The 23897-nt window shown below is 48.8% G+C and carries 23 protein-coding genes; 17 read left to right on the top strand and 6 right to left on the bottom strand.

Annotated elements, in window-relative coordinates:
* Positions 1-477 precede the first annotated feature (477 nt).
* The 3 genes from mnmL to AC6R10_RS08425 all read left to right on the top strand — a co-directional run bounded on the left by mnmL (position 478) and on the right by AC6R10_RS08425 (position 4349).
* Positions 478-1422 carry a tRNA modification radical SAM protein MnmL/YtqA gene (mnmL, locus tag AC6R10_RS08435; RefSeq protein ID WP_500671972.1) on the top strand — a complete coding sequence of 315 codons (945 nt, stop codon included), beginning with the start codon at positions 478-480 and terminating at the stop codon, positions 1420-1422.
* A 133-nt stretch (positions 1423-1555) separates the two neighbouring features.
* A complete protein-coding gene (arcB, locus tag AC6R10_RS08430; protein WP_487901340.1) occupies positions 1556-3898 on the top strand; it encodes an aerobic respiration two-component sensor histidine kinase ArcB in 2343 nt (780 codons plus the stop codon).
* Between the two features lie 4 nt (positions 3899-3902).
* Positions 3903-4349, top strand: coding sequence for a hypothetical protein (locus AC6R10_RS08425; RefSeq protein WP_500628111.1), 447 nt, complete (start codon positions 3903-3905; stop codon positions 4347-4349).
* A gap of 82 nt (positions 4350-4431) precedes the next feature.
* Here AC6R10_RS08425 and tolC read toward each other — a convergent pair whose 3' ends face one another.
* Positions 4432-5763: an outer membrane channel protein TolC gene (gene tolC / locus AC6R10_RS08420; RefSeq protein ID WP_500631778.1), complete on the bottom strand. Its 1332-nt coding sequence runs from the start codon at positions 5761-5763 to the stop codon at positions 4432-4434.
* 231 nt (positions 5764-5994) lie between these two features.
* Here tolC and nudF point away from each other — a divergent pair, with 231 nt between their 5' ends.
* From nudF to parC, 6 genes are all read left to right on the top strand, one after another.
* Complete coding sequence (gene nudF / locus AC6R10_RS08415; protein WP_500671971.1) at positions 5995-6630, top strand: ADP-ribose diphosphatase; 636 nt, start codon at positions 5995-5997, stop codon at positions 6628-6630.
* 16 nt (positions 6631-6646) lie between these two features.
* Positions 6647-7087 carry a DUF1249 family protein gene (locus AC6R10_RS08410; RefSeq protein ID WP_334554536.1) on the top strand — a complete coding sequence of 147 codons (441 nt, stop codon included), beginning with the start codon at positions 6647-6649 and terminating at the stop codon, positions 7085-7087.
* Between the two features lie 9 nt (positions 7088-7096).
* Entirely contained in the window at positions 7097-7918 is an 822-nt protein-coding gene (gene cpdA / locus AC6R10_RS08405; RefSeq protein WP_500671970.1) for a 3',5'-cyclic-AMP phosphodiesterase, read from the top strand.
* Positions 7919-7920: 2 nt separating this feature from the next.
* Positions 7921-8502: an esterase YqiA gene (yqiA, locus tag AC6R10_RS08400; protein WP_500671969.1), complete on the top strand. Its 582-nt coding sequence runs from the start codon at positions 7921-7923 to the stop codon at positions 8500-8502.
* A gap of 205 nt (positions 8503-8707) precedes the next feature.
* Positions 8708-10588, top strand: a complete 1881-nt coding sequence (parE, locus tag AC6R10_RS08395; RefSeq protein ID WP_487901334.1) for a DNA topoisomerase IV subunit B — start codon at positions 8708-8710, stop codon at positions 10586-10588.
* A gap of 3 nt (positions 10589-10591) precedes the next feature.
* Positions 10592-12874, top strand: a complete 2283-nt coding sequence (gene parC / locus AC6R10_RS08390; protein ID WP_500671968.1) for a DNA topoisomerase IV subunit A — start codon at positions 10592-10594, stop codon at positions 12872-12874.
* A 91-nt stretch (positions 12875-12965) separates the two neighbouring features.
* Here the strand turns inward: parC and degS are convergent, their stop codons facing one another.
* The 3 genes from degS to zapG form a co-directional block, all read right to left on the bottom strand.
* Positions 12966-14033 (bottom strand): outer membrane-stress sensor serine endopeptidase DegS, encoded by a 1068-nt coding sequence (gene degS, locus AC6R10_RS08385; RefSeq protein ID WP_500671967.1) that lies wholly within the window; start codon positions 14031-14033, stop codon positions 12966-12968.
* 153 nt (positions 14034-14186) lie between these two features.
* Positions 14187-15554: a DegQ family serine endoprotease gene (locus AC6R10_RS08380; protein ID WP_500671966.1), complete on the bottom strand. Its 1368-nt coding sequence runs from the start codon at positions 15552-15554 to the stop codon at positions 14187-14189.
* Between the two features lie 116 nt (positions 15555-15670).
* The gene (gene zapG, locus AC6R10_RS08375) at positions 15671-16138 is read right to left on the bottom strand and encodes a Z-ring associated protein ZapG (RefSeq protein WP_487901331.1); all 468 of its coding nucleotides are present in this window, start codon (positions 16136-16138) and stop codon (positions 15671-15673) included.
* A 151-nt stretch (positions 16139-16289) separates the two neighbouring features.
* Here zapG and zapE point away from each other — a divergent pair, with 151 nt between their 5' ends.
* The 8 genes from zapE (at position 16290) to sspB (ending at position 22623) form a co-directional block, all read left to right on the top strand.
* The gene (zapE, locus tag AC6R10_RS08370) at positions 16290-17396 is read left to right on the top strand and encodes a cell division protein ZapE (protein ID WP_500671965.1); all 1107 of its coding nucleotides are present in this window, start codon (positions 16290-16292) and stop codon (positions 17394-17396) included.
* 248 nt (positions 17397-17644) lie between these two features.
* The gene (rplM, locus tag AC6R10_RS08365) at positions 17645-18073 is read left to right on the top strand and encodes a 50S ribosomal protein L13 (protein ID WP_005372872.1); all 429 of its coding nucleotides are present in this window, start codon (positions 17645-17647) and stop codon (positions 18071-18073) included.
* 15 nt (positions 18074-18088) lie between these two features.
* Positions 18089-18481, top strand: a complete 393-nt coding sequence (gene rpsI / locus AC6R10_RS08360) for a 30S ribosomal protein S9 (protein ID WP_005436094.1) — start codon at positions 18089-18091, stop codon at positions 18479-18481.
* A 338-nt stretch (positions 18482-18819) separates the two neighbouring features.
* Positions 18820-19413 carry a ubiquinol-cytochrome c reductase iron-sulfur subunit gene (petA, locus tag AC6R10_RS08355; RefSeq protein WP_334554311.1) on the top strand — a complete coding sequence of 198 codons (594 nt, stop codon included), beginning with the start codon at positions 18820-18822 and terminating at the stop codon, positions 19411-19413.
* Complete coding sequence (locus tag AC6R10_RS08350) at positions 19413-20678, top strand: cytochrome b (protein WP_334554312.1); 1266 nt, start codon at positions 19413-19415, stop codon at positions 20676-20678. Before petA ends, AC6R10_RS08350 begins: the two co-directional genes overlap by 1 nt.
* Entirely contained in the window at positions 20675-21412 is a 738-nt protein-coding gene (locus AC6R10_RS08345) for a cytochrome c1 (protein WP_487901329.1), read from the top strand. The genes AC6R10_RS08350 and AC6R10_RS08345 overlap by 4 nt, the downstream gene beginning before the upstream one ends.
* 96 nt (positions 21413-21508) lie before the next feature.
* A complete protein-coding gene (sspA, locus tag AC6R10_RS08340) occupies positions 21509-22144 on the top strand; it encodes a stringent starvation protein SspA (RefSeq protein WP_334554316.1) in 636 nt (211 codons plus the stop codon).
* Positions 22145-22152: 8 nt separating this feature from the next.
* Positions 22153-22623, top strand: coding sequence for a ClpXP protease specificity-enhancing factor (gene sspB / locus AC6R10_RS08335; RefSeq protein WP_334554318.1), 471 nt, complete (start codon positions 22153-22155; stop codon positions 22621-22623).
* A gap of 95 nt (positions 22624-22718) precedes the next feature.
* On the opposite strand, the gene AC6R10_RS08330 is transcribed toward sspB, so the two are convergent.
* Positions 22719-23300 carry a BON domain-containing protein gene (locus AC6R10_RS08330; RefSeq protein ID WP_487901328.1) on the bottom strand — a complete coding sequence of 194 codons (582 nt, stop codon included), beginning with the start codon at positions 23298-23300 and terminating at the stop codon, positions 22719-22721.
* Positions 23301-23303: 3 nt separating this feature from the next.
* A complete protein-coding gene (locus AC6R10_RS08325; RefSeq protein WP_334554322.1) occupies positions 23304-23894 on the bottom strand; it encodes a phosphoheptose isomerase in 591 nt (196 codons plus the stop codon).
* Positions 23895-23897 lie beyond the last annotated feature (3 nt).

Raw genomic sequence — 23897 nt, 5'->3', positions numbered from 1 at the left:
CTAATCCGCAGGGGCGTCTTGTCCTTGATTTGTATGATTCGAAGTCAACCGAGGTGGGAGACTTAGATTCCGTTCCGTATCTCGCAGGAAAAATATTGCGAGAAAAACAATCCTTGGTGATATCCGTGTTTTTATTGTCACTATGTAGTGATTTATATAGGTGGGAGGTGGATACCGCCGATGATTTTGCAATTTTGTCTGTAATAAAAATCACAAAAACTGTAAGTATCCTACAATTTTGTCAGCAGCAAATGCAATGAAAACTCGCCCTTGTCGCCCACTTTTTTCGCATGAACATGCACCATTGCGTTTAACTTTTGCGTAACATTTAGCGAAATGCCTGTATTTAATGAATGTTTATTGACTCTGATTAAAGTTGCGCCTGTTTGAAATCGGTAGATTCCTCCCCGAATTATTTTCATGATTGTAATTTTTTTACATAAATCTTAATGAGATTTATTTACGTTTGGGTGGGAAATGCAGCTACACGAATTAGTCAATACCATTGGTCAAGATCTCCAGCGTCGCTATAAAGAGAAAGTGCACAAGCTGACCTTGCACGGTGGGTTCAGTTGCCCGAATCGCGACGGGACGATTGGCCGTGGTGGCTGTACCTTTTGCAATGTCGCTTCGTTTGCTGATGAGCAAGCTCAAGTAAAAAGCATTCAAGCCCAACTCACTGACCGAGCGGGGGAGATTCGCCGCGCGAACAAGTATCTGGCTTATTTTCAGGCTTACACCAGTACCTACGCTGAGGTGCAAGTGCTCAAGTCGATGTATGAAGAGGCGCTCAAAGCGGCGGACATCGTCGGATTGTGCGTAGGGACGCGGCCAGATTGTGTGCCTGATGCGGTGCTTGAACTGCTGTCTGACTACGTTGAGCAAGGCTATGAAATCTGGCTAGAGCTTGGCTTACAAACCGCCAACAACGACACCCTTAAACGCATCAACCGTGGCCACGACTTTGAGTGTTATGCACGCATCACCGAGCGCGCTAGAGCGCTCGGGATCAAAGTGTGTACTCATCTGATTGTGGGCTTGCCGCGCGAAACACGCGATGACAACCTTGAGACTTTGCGCCAAGTGTTGGCGGTGGGTACCGATGGCATCAAACTGCACGGCTTGCACATTGTAGAAGGCAGTACCATGGCTAAAGCGTGGCGAGCAGGTAAACTGCAGGCGCCTGAGCTTGATGAATATGTTGCTATTGCCAGTGAAATGATCCGCATGACGCCACCGGAAGTGGTCTATCATCGCGTCTCTTCGGCGGCACGCAGACCTACCTTGTTGGCACCGCTTTGGTGTGAAAACCGCTGGCTGGCGATGACGGAAATTGGGCGCTCGCTCAATGCGTTGGGTGCGCAAGGCTCGTTGATTGAGCGTCCATTCGTTTACACAGCGCCGCCACTTGCCAGGCCCTAAGCCTTGTCGCTTCACACATCCCACATTTAAACGTTCCCGAGTCAGAGAAGCCTTAGCAGCCCAAGGGCAAAACAGGTAGTATGAAACCACTGTCCATCATGAGGCAGTGGTGATTCTAGGCTCGGAGCGTTTAATGAAACCGATAAAAAACCTCGCTCAGTATTATGTCGACCTCTTGGTCAAACTTGGCATTTTACGTTTCTCAATTTTGCTTGCTTTGGCGTTGGTGGCACTGGCCGTGGTGGTCCAGGTGGGGATCACGCTGGTGTTAAGTGGCCACGTGGATGATATTGACATCGTCCGCTCAGTCTTCTTTGGTCTACTGATCACGCCTTGGGCGGTCTATTTTCTTTCTGTGGTGGTGGATCAGCTTGAAGAGTCTCGTCAACGTTTATCCAAGCTCGTCTCTAAACTCAAAGACATGCGTTCAAGAGACCAAGAGCTGAACTACAAACTTCAACAAAACATCGAAAAACTCAATCAAGAAATTGAAGAGCGGATCAAAGCCGAATCGGCGCGCGAAGAAGCGATGAAAGATCTTGAAAATGAGGTCTATCAACGTGAGCGCACTCAAGTCGAGTTGGCGGAGCGTACCGCGCTGCTGCGATCCTTCATCGATGCCTCACCCGATCTTATCTATTATCGTAACGCCGATGGGGTCTTCTCTGGATGTAACCGAGCGATGGAAGAGTTGACTGGTAAGAAAGAGAGCCAGTTAGTCGGTTTAACCCCTTGGGATGTCTACAGCCGAGAAATCGCGGAACCGATTGTCGATACCGACCAAAAGGTGTTTGCCGACAATCGCGCCTTGACCTACGAGCAGTGGCTTGAATACCCAGATGGGCGCAAAAATTACTTTGAGCTGCGCAAAGTGCCGTTTTACAGCAAGGACGGTCGTCATTTAGGGCTGGTGGGTTTTGGCCGCGATATCACCGAGCGTAAACGTCATGAAGAGTCGCTGGAGAAAGCCAGTCGCGATAAAACCACGTTTATCTCCACCATCAGCCATGAGCTGCGCACCCCGCTGAATGGCATTGTAGGGTTGAGCCGCATGTTGCTTGATACGCAGTTGAGTGAAGAGCAGCGCAAGCACATGCAAACCATTAATGTCAGCGCGATTACGCTCGGCAATATCTTCAACGACATCATCGATATGGATAAGTTTGATCGTCGCAAATTGGAGCTCTACCCAGAGCCGATGAACTTTGAAGAGTTTGTGGCAGAGATGGAGAGTATCTCTGCGCTGATGGCCTCGCAAAAAGGCCTACGTTTTGATCTTGAGCGGCTAAGCGAGCTGCCTCACGGTATCGAAGTGGACGCGACTCGTCTGCGTCAGGTGCTGTGGAATTTGATCAGCAACGCGATGAAATTTACCAAAGAAGGTGGGGTGGTGATGAGCGTCAGTGCAGAAACAGACGACGCCCATGCCTACATCAGCTTTGAGGTGGAAGACAGTGGTATCGGTATTCCCGAGGCGGAGCTCGATAAGATCTTTGCCATGTATTACCAAGTCAAATCGGAAACGGACAACCTGCACGCGGTTGGGACGGGGATTGGTCTTGCGGTCTCTAAACAGCTGATTAACATGATGGAAGGTGACATTACCGTCAGCAGTGAAGAGGGCTTTGGCAGTACCTTTACTGTGACGCTCAAAGCGCCGCTTGTCTCTTTGAATGAACCTGAGTCTGTGACGCAAGCCGCGTCACAAGAGCTCAATATCTTTATGGTGGAAGATATCGAGCTGAATGTCACCGTGGCGCGTTCACTACTCGAAAGCCTCGGCCATGAAGTGACGATTGCGATGGATGGCGCTGAAGCGATGGAGATGTTTGATCCAGAGATCTATGATCTGGTGTTCCTCGATATCCAATTGCCCGATATGACCGGTTTTGATGTGGCGAGTTATTTCCGTCGTACATACTCTCATCTGCCGCCTTTGGTCGCGCTCACGGCTAACGTGATAAAGGATAAGAGCGAGTATCTCAATCAAGGGATGGACGATGCGATCAGTAAACCGCTGTCGGTGAAAGCGGTATTAGATGTTATTGCTAAGTTCTCCGAGGTGCAATCGGGCAGTGAGCCAACAGAGAGCGAAACCGCGCCTGACAGCCACGAACATCTTGAAGCCTATCAGCAGCTACTCGATATCGATATGTTGGAGTCTTATGTCGGCATCGTCGGGCCACAGCCCGTCCTTGACAGTATCACCATGTTTGAAGAGATGATGCCAGAGTATTTGCAAGTGCTCGATTCCAACATGACTGCCAAACATCAAGAGGGTATCGTCTCTGAAGCGCATAAGATCAAAGGGGCAGCCGGCTCGATAGGGTTAAAACGCATTCAAAGTGTGGCGCAAAAGGCGCAATCACCCCAATTACCCGCTTGGTGGGAAAACATTGATGATTGGGTAGAGGAAATGAAAAACGAATACCAGTATGATATCCAAGTTCTCAAAGACTGGTTAGCACAAAGGTAACGTGATGAAAAAGTTAGTCTCTCTTGTATTGGGCAGTGCTTTGCTGCTTGGATGTGCGGCACAAGATGTGGTGTGGAACAGTAGCGATCAACTCGACGTCGCTGAGGCAACCGTGGTGCTTGAAAGCAACCTCTGGTTGGATAAAATGCCCACTGTGGGTGATGACATCAAAGATACGCTGCATGGGGCCTTGTACCTCAAAAGCAATGCCGTGTTACCTGCGGAGCTTGATGTGGAAACCGTCACGCTCAAGCAAGGCGATCAGCGTTGGCAGTTGACGCCAGACCAATTTGATTTGCGTACTCAAGATGAGCATCACTGGGAAGTGGCCTTCAGTCAGCCGTTCGATGTGGGCAGCGAAGAGCCGATAGATGTAGCCGTCGCTCTTACTTACCAAGGCATGGTGAAGTGGCTGGTGCAAAACCAAGTGACGGTTGATAAGGTCTACTAAACGCTATTAGGTTAGAAGAATCGAGATGAAAAAATGGTTGGCCCACAAGCCAACCATTTTTTATTGTCAGTCACGTGTGGGCTTAGCTTGACGCTTTCAAACCCGCGTTGATATCAAGAATGTCTTGTTCACTCAAGGTACCAACAGCTTGACGCAATTGAAGCACGCTTAGGATGTAATCGTAACGTGCATTTGAGAGGTTTTTGTTGGCATCGTACAGACGACGCGTTGAATCAAGTACGTCAACAATGGTACGTGTCCCGACATCAAAGCCCGCTTCTGTCGCTTCCAGCGCGGATTTTGCAGAGACGACGGTTTGTTCGTAAGCACGCAGGGCACCAATCGATGCGCTGATGTTGTTGTTGAACGCACGGACATCTTTCACCACGCTGCGGTAGGTCGCTTCAAGTTGTTGGCTGGCAGCAACGTAGTTGAATTCCGCTTGCTTGGTGAGCGAGGTCGTCGCACCACCGGTGTAGAGTGGCACGCTAAGGTTAAGACCGATATTAAAGTCGTTAGTGGTACCGTTTGTAGAGTCGCTGTAATACTTGTCTAAATCCGTGTAGCTGTAACCACCGTCGAGGGTTAATGACGGTAGGTGACCAGAGCTTTGCAAAGAGATGTTGTCTTTTGCCACATCTTGCGCGATACGCGCTGAGAGCAAGCTGAGGTTCTTCTGCTGCGCTTCTTCCACTAGGGCATCAATGGCCGCTTGAGTTTTGGTCGCAGAGAAACGGTCCGTATCGAGCACATACAGTTCAGAGTGCGATTGACCCGTGATCTCACGTAGCCCTTCATAGCTGTTGGTCAATGTGTTTTGCGCCAGCACTTCATCAGCCAGCACTGAGTCGTATTGTGCTTGGGCATCATGCACATCGGTAATCGCTGACAGGCCCACTTCAAAACGCTGCTTAGTCTGCTCAAGCTGACGACCGACCGCGGCTTTTTCCGCTTGGACAAATTCGAGGTTATCTTGCGCACGCAACACATCAAAATAGGCAGTGGCGACACGTAGGATCAACGCTTGTTGGATCGCCGCATAAGAGGCGTCTTGTTGACGGGCGCTTTTCTCCGCGGTGTCCAATGTAATCCAACTGGTACGGTTATAAAGTTGCTGCGAAAAAGCAATACCCGCTGTCAACGAGTTCACATCCGTATCGTATGACGATCCAGCATCTGTTTCTTTTTCACCACGGGTCAGGTTGTAACCTGCCGTTAAGTTAATTTGTGGCAGTAGCGTGGCGCGACTGGAAGTCACCGCTTCAAACGCTGCATCACGCTGAGCCGCTGCACTCAAAAGGGTGGGATCATTCTCTTTAGCCTGATCGTAGATTTCTGCCAGCGTGTCAGCTGATACTTGAGTGCTTAAGCCGCCTAACGCTGCGCTAATAAAAAGGGGAAGCAGTTTCTTCATTGGTCCTATTCCTGCCTATATATGAAAAAGTTGACTCATGGAGTTTAACCCAATTTGTTGTCATTTTGCTCGAATCTTTTCAGAGTTTTACATGTAACTGTCCAGCTGTGCAATATAAAAAATTAATCAATTTAAATAAATTTATAAATTTTGCACAAAAAGTTGAGCTAGGCCCTTGGAAGTTCAGCAATTGACTGAGTAAACTATAAGATTCACTCAGAGAGGTGCCAAATGCAACAACCGAGCCCGCAGAAAACGCATTTTACCCGACGCGATATTGAAATCATCTCGAAGAAGACGCTATTCGACGGTTTCTTTAAAATGGTCAAATATTGTTTTAGACATAAGCTATTTGAGGGTGGCTGGAGTGAACCCATTGAGCGTGAGATGTTTGAACGCGGCCATGCCGCGGCGATGCTCCCTTACGATCCAGAGCGGGATCAAGTGGTGATCATCGAGCAGATTCGTGTTGGCGCTCTAGAGCATGATTGCCCTTGGCAGTTAGAAATTGTCGCCGGCATGATTGAGCCTGGCGAGCACGCCGAGTCGGTGGTGCGCCGAGAAGCGGTGGAAGAGGCAGGGATTGAAGTTGGGCGCCTTGAGAAAGTGACCTCTTATTACCCATCGTCTGGTGGCTGCTCTGAAAAGCTGGATGTTTTTGTTGGAGAGGTGGATGCCTCTAAAGCGCATGGCGTTCATGGTTTAGACTATGAAGGAGAGGACATTCGAGTGCACGTGATGAGTCGTGAACACGCGTACCAAGCGGTGTTGGATGGTTCGATTGAAAATGGTGCCTCGATCATCGCGCTACAATGGTTGCAATTGAACCAGCAACGAGTCCGAGCCCACTGGGCCACTAAGGCATAACTCACTTGAGAGAATGATGACACAAGTAGCAATGAAGAAACCGTATCATGTTGATTTAGCGGATCTGATGCGGACTTATGAGACCAATTACGCCAAGTTGAATGCCTTGCTGCCTGCGCAGCCGAGCATCGACGACGTTCGCTGCTATGAAGCGGCGAGCATGACGTATCAAATTCAAGTGTGCGAAGTCACAAAGTACACAACTTTGGTCGATATTTGTCAAAGTGATGACGTTCCAGTATTTCCATTGCCAAAAATGTCTGTCAGGCTCTACCACGATGCTCGCGTGGCGGAAGTGTGTGGTTGCGAGCATCTAAAACGGGTGAACCCTCGTTACGACTATCCGAACGATAAGATGGTTCAACAAGATGAAAAAGTGCAACTCAACCGCTTTTTAGGCGATTGGCTGTCGTTTTGTTTGAAGCAGGGCATTAGTAAAGCTCCGTTAAATATCTAGGTTTATATTTTGAAAGTAGTGTCTAATACAGCGCAGAATGGCAGTATCAAATTAGTTCAGATTACCGATACGCATCTTTTTGAACCCGAAGATGGCAGCTTACTGAGCGTCAATACGCGCGATAGCTTCCACGCAGTGGTCAACGCCATTGTCGAACGTCACGTCGAGTTTGATGCCATTCTGGCGACTGGCGATATCTCTCAGGATCACACCGAAAAGTCGTATCAACGCTTCGTCAATGGTATTGCTCCGCTTGAGAAAACGTGCTTTTGGCTACCGGGCAATCACGATTTCAAGCCCAGTATGACTTCGGTATTGCCAACCTCACAAATTCAGCCTGCTGAGCACGTGCTGCTTGGTGAGCATTGGCAACTTATCTTACTTGACTCGCAAGTGGTTGGCGTTCCTCATGGTCGTTTAAGCGACAGTCAGTTAGACCTGCTCGATAGCAAGCTGGCGCAATACCCAGACAAACACGCTTTGGTTTTGTTGCATCACCACCCAATTCTGGTTGGTAGTGCATGGCTTGATCAGCACTGCTTAAAAGACGCAGACAATTTTTGGCAGGTGGTGAGTAAACACAACAACACCAAAGCGGTACTGTGTGGTCATGTCCATCAGGATATGAAGGTGAATCATCAGGGTGTACAAGTGATGGCGACGCCGTCTACTTGCGTGCAATTTAAACCCAACTCGAACGACTTTGCGCTTGATGTGCGCTCACCAGGCTGGCGAGAACTGATTCTTAATGCCGATGGCTCGTTTGAGACTCGTGTTCAGCGATTGCCAGAAGGGCAATTTCAACCGGACTTTAGCTCAGCAGGATACTGATCATGAAACCTTCAATGCTCTTGTACATTCACGGCTTTAACAGCTCACCTCAGTCGCTAAAAGCCAATGTGATGCGAGACTATTGCCAGTTTCACCGCCCTGATATTCGAGTAGAGATCCCCCGTCTGCCCAGCTTTCCTGAGCAAGCGGCCGCGCATTTGCTGGCGATTGTCGAACAGTATCGACATGACTATAAGATAGCCTTGGTGGGCAGCTCGCTCGGTGGCTATTTGTCGATGTGGCTCAATCAAAAGTTTGGCTTTAAAGCGGTGGTGATTAACCCTGCTATCAAGCCCTATGAACTATTGGCGGATTTCTTAGGCCCTCAGAAAAACCCCTACACTCAAGAAGAGTATTGTTTACAAGCGTGCCATATCGAGGAGCTTAAAGCGCTCGACACTGAGGTGATTGCAAATCCGAGTGAATTTTGGCTGCTGCAACAAACCGGCGATGAAGTGTTGGACTACCGTCAAGCCGTGAGCAAATTAGCTGGCGCGAAACAGACCGTTATCGAAGGCGGCGATCACAGTTTTGTCGGCTTTGAATACTACCCTGCGGCGATTGTGGAGTTCCTAGCGCTCTAGCCCTCATTGAGGGAAGAGTCATAAATTTGCTTGTTACTTCGCTGTCTCACTTGACATAGTTGATACTCTTCCAGACTATGTTCCACCTATACTTGTGCGGTTTTGGCAAAAGTGTTGATTTGTCACACGAGCCACTTTTTCAATTCGAAGCCTGATTTCATCAGCGCACAGTCATGTTTTCATTCTTTATAACGAACTCCGTATTATGACTGAACAATATAATGCGAAAGACCTCTCGGTTCTTGAAGGTCTCGACCCAGTACGACATCGTCCTGGCATGTATACCGAAACAGAGCGACCCAACCACTTAGCGCAAGAAGTGATTGATAACTCAGTGGATGAGGCTCTCGCTGGACATGCTAAGAAGATCAAAGTCATTCTGCACGCCGATCAATCATTAGAGGTGATTGATGATGGCCGCGGCATGCCGGTGGATATTCACCCAGAGAAAGGAATTTCTGGCGTAGAACTCATCATGACCAAGCTTCACGCGGGTGGTAAGTTCTCCAACGACAACTACAAATTTTCTGGCGGTCTCCATGGGGTGGGGATCTCTGTGGTAAACGCGTTGTCAAAGCGCGTGGAAGTGACTGTTAGGCGTCAAGGGCAAGTGCACGAAATAGCTTTTGAACATGGCGCCGCCGTCACCGAGCTCACGGTTACGGGCACCTGTGGTAACCGTAATACGGGTACCGCCGTTCACTTCTGGCCAGATGCCAAATACTTCGACAGCGCTAAGTTCTCTGCCCTTCGCTTGGTCAACAACCTGCGCGCAAAAGCGGTGCTTTGCCCAGGACTTGAGATCACTTTCGTCGATCAAGTTAACAACGAAGAGCATAAATGGTTCTACGAAGATGGCCTCAAAGATTACCTCGCAGAAGGGGTAAAAGGCTATCCGGTCTTGCCTGAGGAGCCGTACATTGGTGAATTCGTCGCTGAGACGGAAATGGCCAATTGGGCCGTGATTTGGCAGCCAGAAGGCGGCGAGATGATCACGGAAAGTTACGTTAACTTGGTGCCGACCAAACAAGGCGGTACGCACGTCAATGGTTTGCGCCAAGGCTTGTTGGATGCGATGCGTGAATTCTGTGAGTTCCGCAACTTGCTGCCACGCGGCGTCAAACTGACGGGCGATGATATTTTTGATCGCTGTTCTTACGTGCTGTCGGTCAAGATGCAAGATCCGCAATTTGCAGGCCAAACTAAAGAGCGTCTCTCTTCGCGCCAAACCGCAGCGTTTGTCTCTGGGGTGGTCAAAGATGCCTTTAGCTTGTGGCTGAATGAAAAGCCGCAATTGGCGGAGCAACTGGCTGAAGTTTGTATTGCCAATGCTCATCGCCGCATGCGAGCGAGCAAGAAGGTCGTGCGTAAAAAAGTGGCCTCTGGCCCAGCCTTACCGGGTAAACTGACCGATTGCTCGGTGCAAGATCTCAACCGAACCGAAATTTTCTTTGTTGAGGGTGACTCGGCGGGCGGCTCTGCCAAACAGGCACGTGATAGAGAGTTCCAAGCGGTGATGCCACTGCGGGGTAAAATTCTCAATACGTGGGAAGTCTCGGCTGACCAAGTGCTCGCTTCGCAAGAGGTGCATGATATTTCCGTGGCACTAGGCATTGACCCAGACAACGACAACCTTGAAGGACTGCGTTATGGCAAGATCTGTATTCTTGCCGATGCGGATTCCGATGGTCTGCATATCGCCACGCTGCTGTGTGCGCTGTTTACTCGCCACTTCCGTGCGCTGGTGGAAGCGGGACACATCTATGTTGCTATGCCTCCTTTGTATCGTATCGATTGCGGAAAAGAAGTGTTTTACGCACTGGATGACGATGAAAAAGAAGGCATCTTGGAGCGTTTGTCGAAGAAAAAAGCCAAGATCAACGTACAGCGATTCAAAGGTCTGGGTGAGATGAACCCACTGCAATTGCGTGAGACCACTATGGACCCGAACACCCGCCGTCTGGTGCAGCTAACCATTGATGACAATGAAGCGACATTAGAGATGATGGATATGTTGTTGGGTAAAAAGCGTGCGGATGACCGCCGCTCATGGTTACAGAGCAACGGCGATTTGGCAGAGGTATAGTGAATGTCGACAGAAATTACCTATGATGGTGTCGAACAGTTGCCAATGCGCAAGTTCACGGAAGACGCCTATTTAAACTACTCAATGTACGTCATTATGGACCGTGCGTTACCTTATATCGGTGACGGATTAAAACCGGTTCAACGACGCATTATCTACGCCATGTCGGAGCTCGGTCTCTCGGCGTCGGCGAAATACAAAAAATCCGCTCGTACGGTCGGTGATGTGCTGGGTAAGTATCACCCGCACGGCGACTCTGCCTGTTACGAAGCGATGGTATTGATGGCTCAGCCCTTCTCTTACCGTTACCCATTGGTGGACGGTCAAGGTAACTGGGGTGCGCCGGACGATCCGAAATCCTTCGCTGCGATGCGTTATACCGAAGCGAAATTATCAAAGTTTGCGGAAGTATTGCTGGGTGAGTTAGGTCAAGGCACCGTTGAGTGGCAGCCTAACTTTGATGGCACGATGAAAGAACCGCAAATGCTGCCGGCACGTTTACCGCATATTTTGCTCAATGGCGTCACCGGTATTGCAGTAGGTATGGCCACTGATATTCCGCCGCACAATGTGCGCGAAGTGGCTGAGGCAACCATCCATCTGATTGACCACCCGAAAGCGGACCTCAATGATGTGATGGGCTTTGTGCAAGGCCCCGATTACCCAACCGAAGCTGAAATCATCTCGCCCAAAGCGGACCTAGAGAAGATTTATCGCACCGGTCGCGGCAGTGTAAAAATGCGCGCGGTTTGGCACAAAGAGGGCAGTGATATTGTGATCACCGCGCTGCCACACCAAGTCTCTGGCGCGAAACTGCTTGAGCAAATTGCTGCTCAGATGCGAGCGAAAAAACTGCCGATGGTGGATGACTTGCGTGATGAGTCGGATCACGAGAACCCAACGCGTATCGTGGTGGTGCCACGCTCCAATCGCGTCGACTGCGACCAATTGATGAATCACTTGTTTGCCTCAACGGATCTCGAGAAAAACTATCGTGTGAACTTAAACATGATCGGTTTGGATAATCGCCCTCAAGTGAAAGGGTTGGTGCAGATCCTCTCTGAGTGGATCGAGTTTCGTCGTTCGACGGTACGTCGCCGCCTGCAATATCGCCTGGATAAAGTCATGGCGCGTTTGCACATTTTGGAAGGCTTGCTAGTCGCTTATCTCAACTTGGATGAAGTGATTGAAATCATCCGCACGGAAGATGAGCCAAAAGCCGTGTTAATGGCACGCTTTGGCATCACCGATATTCAAGCTGACGCGATTTTAGACACCAAACTTCGTCATCTCGCCAAATTGGAAGAGATGAAGATCCGTGGTGAACAAGACGAGCTACAAAAAGAGCGAGAAAAACTGGAGCAACTGCTGGGTTCTGAACGTCGTCTCAACACCTTGTTGAAGAAAGAGATCAAAGCCGATGCTGAGAAGTACGGTGATGACCGCCGTTCACCTATGGTCGAGCGTGAAGAAGCCAAAGCGCTTACAGAGCGTGATTTAGTACCAAGTGAACCGATCACGGTAGTGCTGTCAGAGAAAGGCTGGATTCGCCACGCGAAGGGCCATGATGTGAACGTGGAAAGCTTGAACTATAAGTCTGGCGATAACTATCTCGCTCATGCCTGTGGTAAGAGTAATCAGCCGGCGGTTTTCCTTGGCAGTGATGGTCGCAGTTACTCGCTTGAATCGCACTCGTTACCTTCGGCGCGTAGCCAAGGTGAGCCGATCACCGGTCGTTTGAACATCAGTGCAGGTTCGACCGTTCGTCAGGTTGTGATGGGCGAAGAAGATCAGCTGTGGTTGGTGGGCTCTGATGCCGGTTACGGATTTGTTTGTAAAGGCAGTGATTTATTGTCGAAAAACCGCAGTGGTAAGGCGCTGGTCACCTTGCCTGCCAACTCGGAAGTCATGCCACCTCATGCCGTGGGCGATTTAGACAATGATGAGATCTTGGCCATCACCAACCAAGGTCGCATGCTCTTGTTCCCAATTAAAGACTTGCCTCAGCTTGGTAAAGGTAAAGGCAACAAGATCATTAATATCCCTGCCGCCAAAGCCAAAGAGCGTGAGGAGGTTGTCTCTCACCTGATTGCAGTGCCGAAAGCGGCAACCGTGACGCTGTACGCCGGTAAGCGCAAGTTGGGCTTGAAGCCTAACGATCTCGACAACTACCGCGGTGAGCGTGGTCGTCGTGGTGGTTTGCTGCCACGTGGCTTGCAGCGTGTGACAGCCATTGAGATTGATGTAGGCAACGTCAGTTCGGACAGCGAGACGTCGGAGTCTTAACGCTAAGATCATCGTGATAGAAAAGCAAAACGCCCACCTTAATCAATAAGGTGGGCGTTTTATTTGGTTTATGTGTGTTCTAAAAGTCGCGTTAATTGAGACGAGTATCTTCAGCAATGGTCACAGACAGCGTCTTCTCTTCCCCTTTACGCAGAATAAGAACATCCACAACCGTACCCGGACGAAGCTCTGTCACTATGTCTAACACACTTTGACGACCATTGATCTTATTGCCGTCGATTTTCAAGATGATGTCTTGCGATTCAAACCCAGCTTGCGCGGCAGGTCCATTCGGGTCGACCCCCAACACCACGATGCCACCGAGATGCTCATTGCCGAGTAAACGCGACGTCACAGAGTTGATGTCTTGACCATCGATACCGATATAGCCGCGAATTACGCGTCCATCGGCGATGATTTTTTGCATGATTTTATTTGCTAACGAGTAGGGAATCGCAAAAGAGATACCGTAGGTTTCGAGCTCGGTTGCTTGTTGGAAAGAGGCCGTATTGATGCCGACCAATTCACCACGAGTATTGACCAAAGCGCCCCCCGAGTTCCCCTCGTTGATTGCCGCATCGGTTTGAATAAAGGCTTGGTGACCATCGGCGCTGATGGAGGAGCGACCGGTTGCGGAGATAATTCCAAATGTGGTGGTTTGCCCGAGATTGTATGGGTTACCGATGGCAAGCACCACATCACCGACTTTTGGTGTGTACTCTGGATTGAGCGGAATAACCGGCAGGTTGCTGCCCTCGATCTGCAATATCGCGATGTCTGTACGGCGATCTTTCCCGACTAATTGCGCAGCGGCAACGCGACCATCTTGTACTGCGACGATGATTTGAACCGCCTGAGCGACAACATGATAGTTGGTGATGATATAGCCTTTTTCACTGACGATAACCCCAGAACCTAGCCCTTGTGTCGAGAGCTTTGTGCGATCGGATTCGGTGTATTTTCGACTGTAAATGTTGACCACGGCTGGCGCAGCATTTCTAACCGCTTGGTTAAACGAAATTTGTTCACGGGAGAAGAGAGGAAGGTCAGTAGGCACATGTTTCGGTAAAATATTGGAGCGCAATGACGGAATCGCCAATAACAAGAGTAATGCTGTGATTAACCCCAATCCGACTGAGCGCAATAAAAATCGCAGCATGCTTTCCTCATTTGTTATTCATTTTCAATAGGTAAGTTGGCCAAGAATAGCACTAACCCCGTCAGACGTGAAGTTAGTGAGCGGCGCAGTGCGAGCATCAACAAAAAGGCAGCCCTGAGAAGGCTGCCTTAACGAAAGAAAATCTCGAACGGGTTAGCGAATCACAAGGTACAGGGTACGCTCACCACGTTGGATGTTGAGTGCCAATACGCCCGGTTGTTTTTCCAGTGCGCTGCGGAACTCAGCCAAGTTTTTCACTCGTTTGCGATTGACGCCGATGATGATGTCGTCCGCTTGAAGCTGATACGCTTCCGCTTTCGAGCCTTTTTCAACCGAAGCCACTTTCACCCCTTGAACGGTGTCGCTCGCATTGGTGTTGGTCAGTTGAGCGCCCGATAGCCCTTCGTGCAGCTTATCGGCGGTGGTTTTCACATCGGTTTGTTCGCCTAGGGTGACATCGAAGGATTTTGACTTACCGTCACGCACGATACCCAAGCTGATCTGTTTGCCCGCGCCTAAGGTGGCGACTTTCGCTCTCAGTTCACTGAACGAGTTGATCTCTTTACCATTGACCGACACGATCACGTCACCGGCTTGCAGCCCCGCGTCATCGGCGGCACTGTTCGGCACCACTTGTGAGACAAAGGCGCCTTTACTTGACTCATAGCCTAGTGCTTCTGCCAGCTCTGAGGTGATTTCACCGCCTTGTACACCCAACATGCCGCGTTTCACTTCACCGAACTCAAGAATTTGATCGGTCAAGTTGGTCATCATATTCGATGGAATCGCAAAGCCAATCCCGACGTTGCCGCCGTTAGGACCCAAAATAGCAGTGTTGATACCAATCAACTCCCCCTTGAGGTTGACCAAAGCCCCTCCAGAGTTGCCACTGTTGATCGCCGCATCGGTCTGAATAAAGTTCTCGAAGTTTTCGATATTGAGACCACTGCGTCCCAAGGCTGAGACGATACCTGAGGTCACGGTTTGGCCGAGGCCAAACGGGTTACCTATCGCGACGGTAAAGTCGCCGACGCGCAGCTGATCAGAATCCGCGATGGTGACTTGAGTGAGGTTCTTGGCTTTTTCTAGCTTGAGCAGGGCCACATCTGACATCTGGTCGCCCCCGACTAGCTCGGCATCATACTCACGACCATCATGCAGTTTGACTCGAATTTTTTCCGCGCCGTTGATGACGTGGTAGTTGGTCACGACGTGCCCTTTTTTAGCGTCAATAATGACGCCTGAGCCTAAGCCACGAAATGGACGCTCTTGCAATTGCTCGGTAGGGAAGTCTGGACCAAAAAAGAAGCGGAACTGATCGGGGATCTGTTGACGTGATACCTGGGTACCTTCAACAGAAATGCTCACCACAGCTGGCGTCACTTTCTCAAGCATCGGGGCAAGAGAAGGAAGCTGCTCTCCATTGACGGAGAGTGGTAGGGCAGCGCTCGCCGGCATGGGGGCGATGATGGAACTTAAGCTTAAGGATAGAACGGTTAAGGCAAGCAAAGGTTTTTTCATCGGATACTCCTATTAAGTGAAGGCTCTCGTCTGATATTTGTACGTCAAAATCAAAACTCAATGGCCACTCATGGGAGTTATGACTCAAAAACCTTTGTAAAGTTCATGAAATTCAATCAAGAAGCTTTAGCAGACAGCACTTCTTTTTCATCGACGACGGGTTTCTTTTGCTCTTTAAGAAGACCCGTCGCACCTTGAGCGTAGTCTTTAGGTGCTTCATCCATTGGTGTATCCACACTGTGTGTTTGCTCGGAAATTACCTCAGATTCTGTACTGGCTTGCTCTGTGATTTTTTTAACAAAAGGATTGTCTTGTTCAGGAATATTCGGCAAAAGCTCGCCAGAAGTCTTAGCCATGTGCTGGTAAAGCTTGGTGTACTCTTTGCCGAGGGCATCAAGCATTTCAGCCGTTTGGGCAAAGTGATCGGTAAGGTCTTGCTTTTGTTGCTCGAGTTGAAACTTAGTGTTGTCGAGGTCTTTTTGGATGTTCTTCTGTTTTTTGTAACCTGGAGTGCTGATACGGGAAAAAAGCACGCCTAAAACGGCACCAACAAGCAAACCTACGAGGGCGTAAATCCAAGGCATAATGGCTCCTTATGATTGTTATTTAACATGTTTTTTACGGATTGATTACACATGCTGTTTTGACATGGTACTATGACTTCCTGAGCCGATAAAGAAAAATGCGTGTGCTCTCGTTAGCAGTTTCAACGACTCCCTAATAGGCCGTGAAGTCATGACACCACTAGAGATTTACCAAAACGATATCCAAAAAAACGGTTTTCAGTCTGACCCTGCTCAGTTGCAAGCGGTGACAGCGCTGGATCGTCTCTATCACCAATTTATTGATTATCAAGCGCAGCCCCAGCCTCAAGTCACCGGTTGGAAAGCATGGTTTGGCAAGCGTACTGCCGCGCCTGTGATAGCGCCGAAAGGTCTCTATTTTTGGGGGGGCGTCGGACGAGGAAAAACCTATCTGATGGACACGTTTTTTGATGCGCTACCCTCTGAGAAAAAAATGCGTGTGCACTTTCACCGTTTTATGTATCGAGTTCACGATGAGTTGAATCGACTAGGAGAAAGGAACGATCCGCTAGAGCAGGTCGCCGACATCTTCAAGGCAGAAGCGGAGATCATCTGTTTTGATGAGTTTTTCGTGTCGGATATCACTGACGCGATGATCTTGGGTACCTTGTTTCAAGCGCTGTTCAAACGCGGCGTCATTTTAGTGGCCACGTCCAATATTCCTCCCGATGATCTTTATCGAAATGGTTTGCAACGTGCGCGCTTTATGCCTGCTATTGAATTAATCAAAACGCACTGTGACATATTGAATGTCGACAGCGGCATTGATTATCGCTTGCGCACCCTTGAGCAAGCGGAAATTTACCATTTCCCTCTGGATGATAAGGCCAGTCAAAACCTGGACCACTACTTTCATCAACTGGTGGGCGATGGGAAGGTCGGTGAAGTGCGCATTGAAATCAACCACCGTCAGATAGAAGTCGTCCAAAGCGCTGAAGGTGTCCTGCACGCGACGTTTGCGCAGCTATGTCAAAGTGCACGCAGTCAAAATGATTACATTGAGCTCTCTAAACTCTACCACACAGTGTTGCTGGCTGACGTGAAACAGATGGGCCACACCATAGACGATGCGGCGCGTCGTTTTATCGCGTTGGTGGATGAGTTTTATGAGCGTCATGTCACTTTGATCATCTCGGCGGAAGTGCCACTCGATGCGCTATATACCGGCGGGCAATTGGCGTTCGAATTTAAGCGCTGCCAGTCTCGTTTGATCGAAATGCAAAGTCATGAGTACCTTGCGCGCGAGCATTTAGCGTGACACGCTTGCGAGGGAATGGGGAGGCGAAAAAAAAATGCAATTTTCACTGAAAAAAAAGGTGATTTTTTCTACTGACTTCTCTATAATCCTGCGACCCACCGTTACTGCAGACCTTGATTATCGAAGGTATTTCGAGATAACGGGTCGAGAGAACCAACCACTCGAAGGGGTGTTGACTGGACTCTTAGTCAGTGGGAGCGAAAGCTCCTTTAAGTGTAAATTTAATAAATTAACGGGTTATTGTTAGCATGAAAACTTTCGTTGCTAAACCAGAAACTGTAAAACGCGACTGGTACGTTGTAGACGCTGAAGGTAAAACTCTTGGCCGTCTAGCAAGTGAAATTGCATCTCGCCTACGTGGCAAACACAAAGCTGAATACACTCCTCACGTTGACACTGGTGATTACATCATCGTTATCAACGCTGAGAAAGTTGCTGTAACTGGCAACAAGGCTAAAAACAAAGTTTACTACCGTCACTCTGAGTTCCCAGGTGGCCTAAAATCAATCACTTTTGAAAAGTTGATCGATCGTAAGCCTGAAATGGCGCTTGAGCTAGCGGTTAAAGGTATGCTTCCACGTGGTCCTCTAGGCCGTGCTATGTACCGTAAGCTTAAAGTTTACGCTGGCGCTGAGCACAACCATGTTGCTCAACAACCACAAGTACTAGACATCTAATCGGGGATTTCGAAAATGGCAGAGAATCAATACTACGGCACTGGCCGTCGCAAAAGCTCAGCTGCACGTGTTTTCATCAAACCAGGCAGCGGCAACATCGTAATCAACAAGCGTAGCCTTGATGAGTACTTCGGTCGTCCAACTTCTCGCATGGTTGTTAAACAGCCTCTAGAGCTAGTTGAATTGACTGAGAAACTAGACCTATACGTGACTGTTAAAGGTGGCGGTATTTCAGGTCAAGCAGGTGCTATCCGTCACGGTATCACTCGCGCTCTAATGGAATACGATGAGTCTCTACGTCCTACTCTACGTGCAGCGGGTTACGTTACTCGTGACGCTCGTTGCGTTGAACGTAAGAAAGTTGGTCTACGTAAAGCACGTCGTCGTCCACAGTTCTCTAAGCGTTAATCTTTCTTGCAAAGATTGGCGTCCAGTTTTTACTGGATTGTGGTCTCAAAAGCCTGGCTTCATGCCAGGCTTTTTGTTTTTTAGTCTTCCCATTCTGGCTTTCCTGTCACTCTTCTCAACTCTGCTTCAGACACGGTTCATCTTTTGTGACGCCATAGGCGAATTACTTGATGAATGTTACAAAAAGGTAGCTTTATCTTGTCAAAAAGTAGGGTTTTATTTATCATTTGCCATCAAATAAATACAACTAAATTCGTATTTTGTTAGCCATGCTCTTTAAGGGATTTTAATAGGGTCACGAGGCCCAGACCATAGGGAGCAAATGGGAGAATGTTTGGATGAGCAATGCGCCTTTAAATAACGGCCGCAGACGTTTCTTGACTGCGACAACTGCGGTTGTCGGTGGTTTAGGAGCTGCTGCTGTCGCCGTTCCTTTTATAAAATCTTGGAACCCAAGTGAAAAAGCAAAAGCTGCGGGTGCCCCTGTTGAAGTGGAAATCGGAAAGCTTGAAGAAGGGCAGATGGTTCGTGTTGAGTGGCGTGGTAAGCCTGTCTGGGTTGTCCGTCGTGCACAAGCCGTCGTCGATGGATTGAAAAACCTCGAAGGCCAACTTCGAGACCCACAGTCAGGCGAAGAACAACAGCCTGAATATGCACAAAATGCCTACCGTTCTATCAAACCAGAGTACTTCGTTGCTGTGGGGATCTGTACACACCTAGGTTGCTCGCCGACTTATCTACCCGACACTTTTAGCGAGCAAGTGCAAGGCGTGAAATCCGGTTTCTTCTGTCCATGTCACGGTTCAAAATTTGATATGGCTGGTCGAGTATTCCAAGGCGTTCCGGCACCACTAAACCTAGTGGTCCCTAAACATATGTACCTGAGTGATACCAAAATCATTATCGGTGTTGATGAAACTGGGGAGGCATAATGCAAGCTCTACTTGATTGGGTAGAAAAACGCATACCCGCAATGAATGCGTACAAAAAGCACCTGTCTGAGTATCCAATGCCGAAGAACTTTAACTTTTGGTATCTGTTTGGCTCTCTCGCAATGTTGGTGTTAGTGAACCAGATCCTGACGGGGATTTGGTTAACCATGAACTACGTGCCATCGGGCGATGGGGCGTTTGCATCGATTGAATACATCATGCGTGACGTGGAGTACGGTTGGTTACTTCGCTACATGCACTCCACAGGCGCGTCTGCGTTTTTTGTTGTTGTCTACCTGCACATGTTCCGTGGTTTGATCTACGGCTCATATCAGAAGCCTCGTGAGCTGCTTTGGATCTTCGGTATGTTGATCTTCTTGGTCTTGATGGCCGAAGCATTTATGGGTTACCTGCTGCCTTGGGGCCAAATGTCCTACTGGGGTGCTCAGGTTATCATCTCACTCTTTGGCGCGATTCCGGTCATTGGTGATGATCTCACACTTTGGATTCGTGGTGACTACGTTATCTCGGGCGCGACATTGAACCGTTTCTTCGCCTTGCACGTTATCGCTCTGCCAATCGTGTTGCTGCTGCTGATTGTGCTGCACGTTCTTGCGCTGCACGAGGTGGGTTCAAACAACCCAGATGGTATCGAAACTAAGCTGCCAAAAGGCTCAATGGGTGACGATTACCAACCTCAATTTAAATTCCATGAGTACTACACGAAGAAATACGACATCATCGACTCTATCCCGTTCCACCCTTACGGCACGGTGAAAGATCTGATTGGTGTAGCTGGCTTCTTGTTCCTGTTCTGTTATGTGTTGTTCTTCAACCCAGAAATGGGCGGTTACTTCCTTGAGCCGCCAAACTTTGAAGCGGCAAACCCACTGAAAACGCCAGAGCACATTGCCCCTGTTTGGTACTTTACGCCATTCTATGCCATCTTGCGTGCGGTGCCAGATAAGCTTATCGGCGTTCTTGCTATGGGCGCATCGATTGCTGTGCTGTTCATTTTGCCTTGGCTTGACCGTTGTAAAGTTCGCTCTTACCGCTACCGCAGTAAGTTCCATTTATTCAATATCATCCAGTTCACCATTAGCTTTATCGCCTTGGGTATTTTGGGTGCGCTTCCAGCGACCCCGACGTACACACTCCTTGCGCAGATCTTTAGCTTGGGTTACTTCATGTTCTTCGTCTTGCTGTTCTTCTACAGCAAAAATGAAGCGACGAAACCATTACCAGAAAGGGTGACATTCAAATGAAAAAATGGATTGTAGTTTTATTTGCAATGCTGCCATCGTTGGCAATGGCAGCGGGTGTGAGCGTTCCACTCGATAAAGCGAACAACGACATCTCAGATCAAGCGTCGTTGCAAAACGGTGCCAAGCTCTTTATGAACTACTGTTTTGGCTGTCACTCAGCGCAATATCAGCGTTATGAGCGTGTTGGACGTGACATTGGCATTCCAGTGGATCTGCTCAAAGAGAACTTGATTTTTGACCCAGAAGCCAAAGTTGGCGACTTGATGGAAAATGCCATTCCTGAAGAGTCGGCCGCTAAATGGTTTGGTGCGCCACCACCTGATTTGACGCTTGTCGCTCGAGTGCGTGGTACGGATTGGTTGTACACTTACCTACGTTCGTTTTATGAAGATCCTGCGCGCCCATTTGGGGTCAACAACGTTGTGTTCCCAAGTGTCGGTATGCCGCATGTATTGGAAGAGCTGCAAGGCATTCCTAAACCTGTTTACGGCACCAAAGTCGTGAATGGTGAAGAGGTGCAAGTGGTCGTCGGTATTGAATCGGATGGGACGGGCGAGCTTAACCAAGAAGAGTACGACAACGCGGTACGCGATTTGGTGAACTTCCTTGAGTACTCCGGTGACCCAGTCAAACTTGAGCGCCATGCGCTAGGTTGGTGGGTAATGGGCTTCCTAGTGATCTTTAGTATCGTGGTTGTGCTGCTCAAGAAAGAGTATTGGCGTGATGTGCATTAATTGTGCTATCATACTGCGCTAATTTCCAAATTTTTATGTTGACAATGGAGGCTTAGCCTCCATTGTTTTATTTATGTAAGTGTGCTGGAGGGCTCCATGGCTGTAGCTGCCAATAAACGTTCTGTGATGACTCTATTCTCAAGTGCATCTGATATGTATAGCCATCAGGTACGTATTGTTCTAGCAGAGAAAGGCGTAAGTGTTGAAGTAGAGCTTGTTGATGAAGCAAACCTACCTGCGGAACTTGGTGAACTGAACCCATACAAATCAGTACCAACCTTAGTGGATCGTGAGTTGTCACTGTATGACTCAAAGATCATCATGGAATACTTGGACGAGCGTTTCCCTCATCCTCCATTGATGCCGGTTTACCCGGTTGCTCGCGGTAACACGCGTTTGATGATCTACCGTATCGAGAAAAACTGGTACTCATTGGCTGAAAAAGTGCTTAACGGCACAGCTGATGAAGCAGAATCTGCACGTAACAAACTCAGAGTGGATCTTTTGACTCTTGGCCCAGTCTTCGCGGAATACGAATACTTCATGAGCGAAGAGTTCAGCTTGGTCGATTGTTACCTTGCTCCTTTATTGTGGCGTTTACCACAAATGGGAATCGAACTGGTTGGCCCAGGCTCAAAAGAGCTGAAGGTTTACATGAACCGTGTCTTTGAGCGTGATTCATTCCTAGCATCCTTGACTGAAGCTGAACGTGAAATGCGTCTAATGCGTTAATGGTTGGCATGGATATCGAGAAAATGACCCCACGCCGACCGTATATGCTTCGTGCATTTTATGACTGGTTGGTGGACAACGATTTAACGCCTCATCTTGTTGTTGAAGCAACATTACCAGGCGTTCGTGTGCCGGAAGAGTTTATTCAAGATGGCCAAATTATCCTCAATATTGCGCCTCGCGCTGTGGGTAATTTGGAGCTGGGCAATGAGGCGATCACCTTCAGCGCCCGTTTCAGTGGTCGCCCACACTCTGTGATTGTGCCTCTCTATGCTGTTCAAGCCATCTATGCCCGTGAAAATGGTGCAGGGACGATGTTTGAACCCGAAGATGCTTACCTCGGTGAGATTGAAGAAAGCTTGGAAGATGAACCTCTATTCCCACTGTCTGTAGCGACTGAGGAAGAGGTCGAAGAGACTGAGCCAAGTGATGAACCACCTAGACCCAAAGGTCGACCGAGTTTGCGTGTCATCAAGTAACGCGAATGAAACGATAGCAAAAAGCCGCATTGTGATGCGGCTTTTTTTATATATCGATTAGAGAGCAGCTCGATTAGAGATAAGCGACGAGCCGCTTATTCATTACTTTCCGCAATCTGGAAGGCGCGGATGACTTGTTTCACCCCAGAGATATTGCGCGCAATATCGGTCGCTTTATCGGCATGTTGTGGTGAGACATAGCCAAGCAAGAAGACCTCTTTATCCTCTGTGATCACTTTGATTTTGATGCCGCTCAGCTCAGAGTCGGTCAAGATCGCTGATTTCACTTTGGTTGTGATCCAACTGTCATGACTTACTTCGCCAGCGCTTAGCGGTGCTTTGATGCGAATTTGGTTATAGACGGTTTTAACGCCTTTCACTTCACGAGCTTTTTGTTCAATTTGCTCACTCAACGCCGCATCGTTTGCTTGCCCCATTAGGACGACTGTTCCTTCGTAGGAGCTGGCGGTAACACGAGCATTACCGCGAACTGGCTCTTTGTTTGCGATTCCCGCCACTTCGAACTCAATATTGTTATCGTTCCAGATCTCCTGCGTGGTACGTGGATCAATCACAATAGCGGCCGTTGTTGCAGCGCCGGCAATAAACAACCCGGCACAGCCTGTGAGGGATAGGCTGGTAATTAATACAAAGATAATCGTTTTCAATGACTTCATGGCTTACTCTTCGTGAGCAGGAAACAACACTTGGTCAATAAGATCGCACAAGCAGTGCAAAGTCACCATATGAACCTCATGAATTCGCGCGGTTCTGTGAGATGGAATGCGAATTTCCACATCATGCTCACCGAGTAACCCAGCCATCTCGCCACCGTCTTTACCGGTTAACGCGATGATGGTCATATCGCGAGTGACTGCCGCTTCCATCGCCTTGATGATGTTCTTGCTGTTACCGCTGGTTGAGATCGCCAGTAAAATATCGCCAGGTTGGCCAAAAGCACGCACTTGTTTTGAGAAAATCTCAGTGTAGTGGTAATCGTTGGCGACGGCGGTCAGCGTTGTGTTGTCGGCAGTCAGCGCCATCGCGGGTAGGCTAGGTCTTTCTGTTTCAAAGCGATTGAGTAAGCAAGAGACAAATTGTTGTGCGTTCGATGAGGAGCCACCATTACCGCAACAGAGAATCTTGTTACCGTTGAGTAAGCTTGCCACCATGCCTTGCGCTGCGTGAGTGATCGCATCGGGTAGCGCTTCTGCGGCGGCAATTTGAATTTGAATGCTTTCTTTAAAACTGTCTTTAATGCTCTCTAGCATTGA

It is taken from the genome of Vibrio sp. R12-SG2-ISO1, assembly GCF_059834045.1.
The sequence above is the reverse complement of the archived record's forward strand: the minus strand, read 5'-3'. Positions and strand labels throughout refer to the sequence as shown.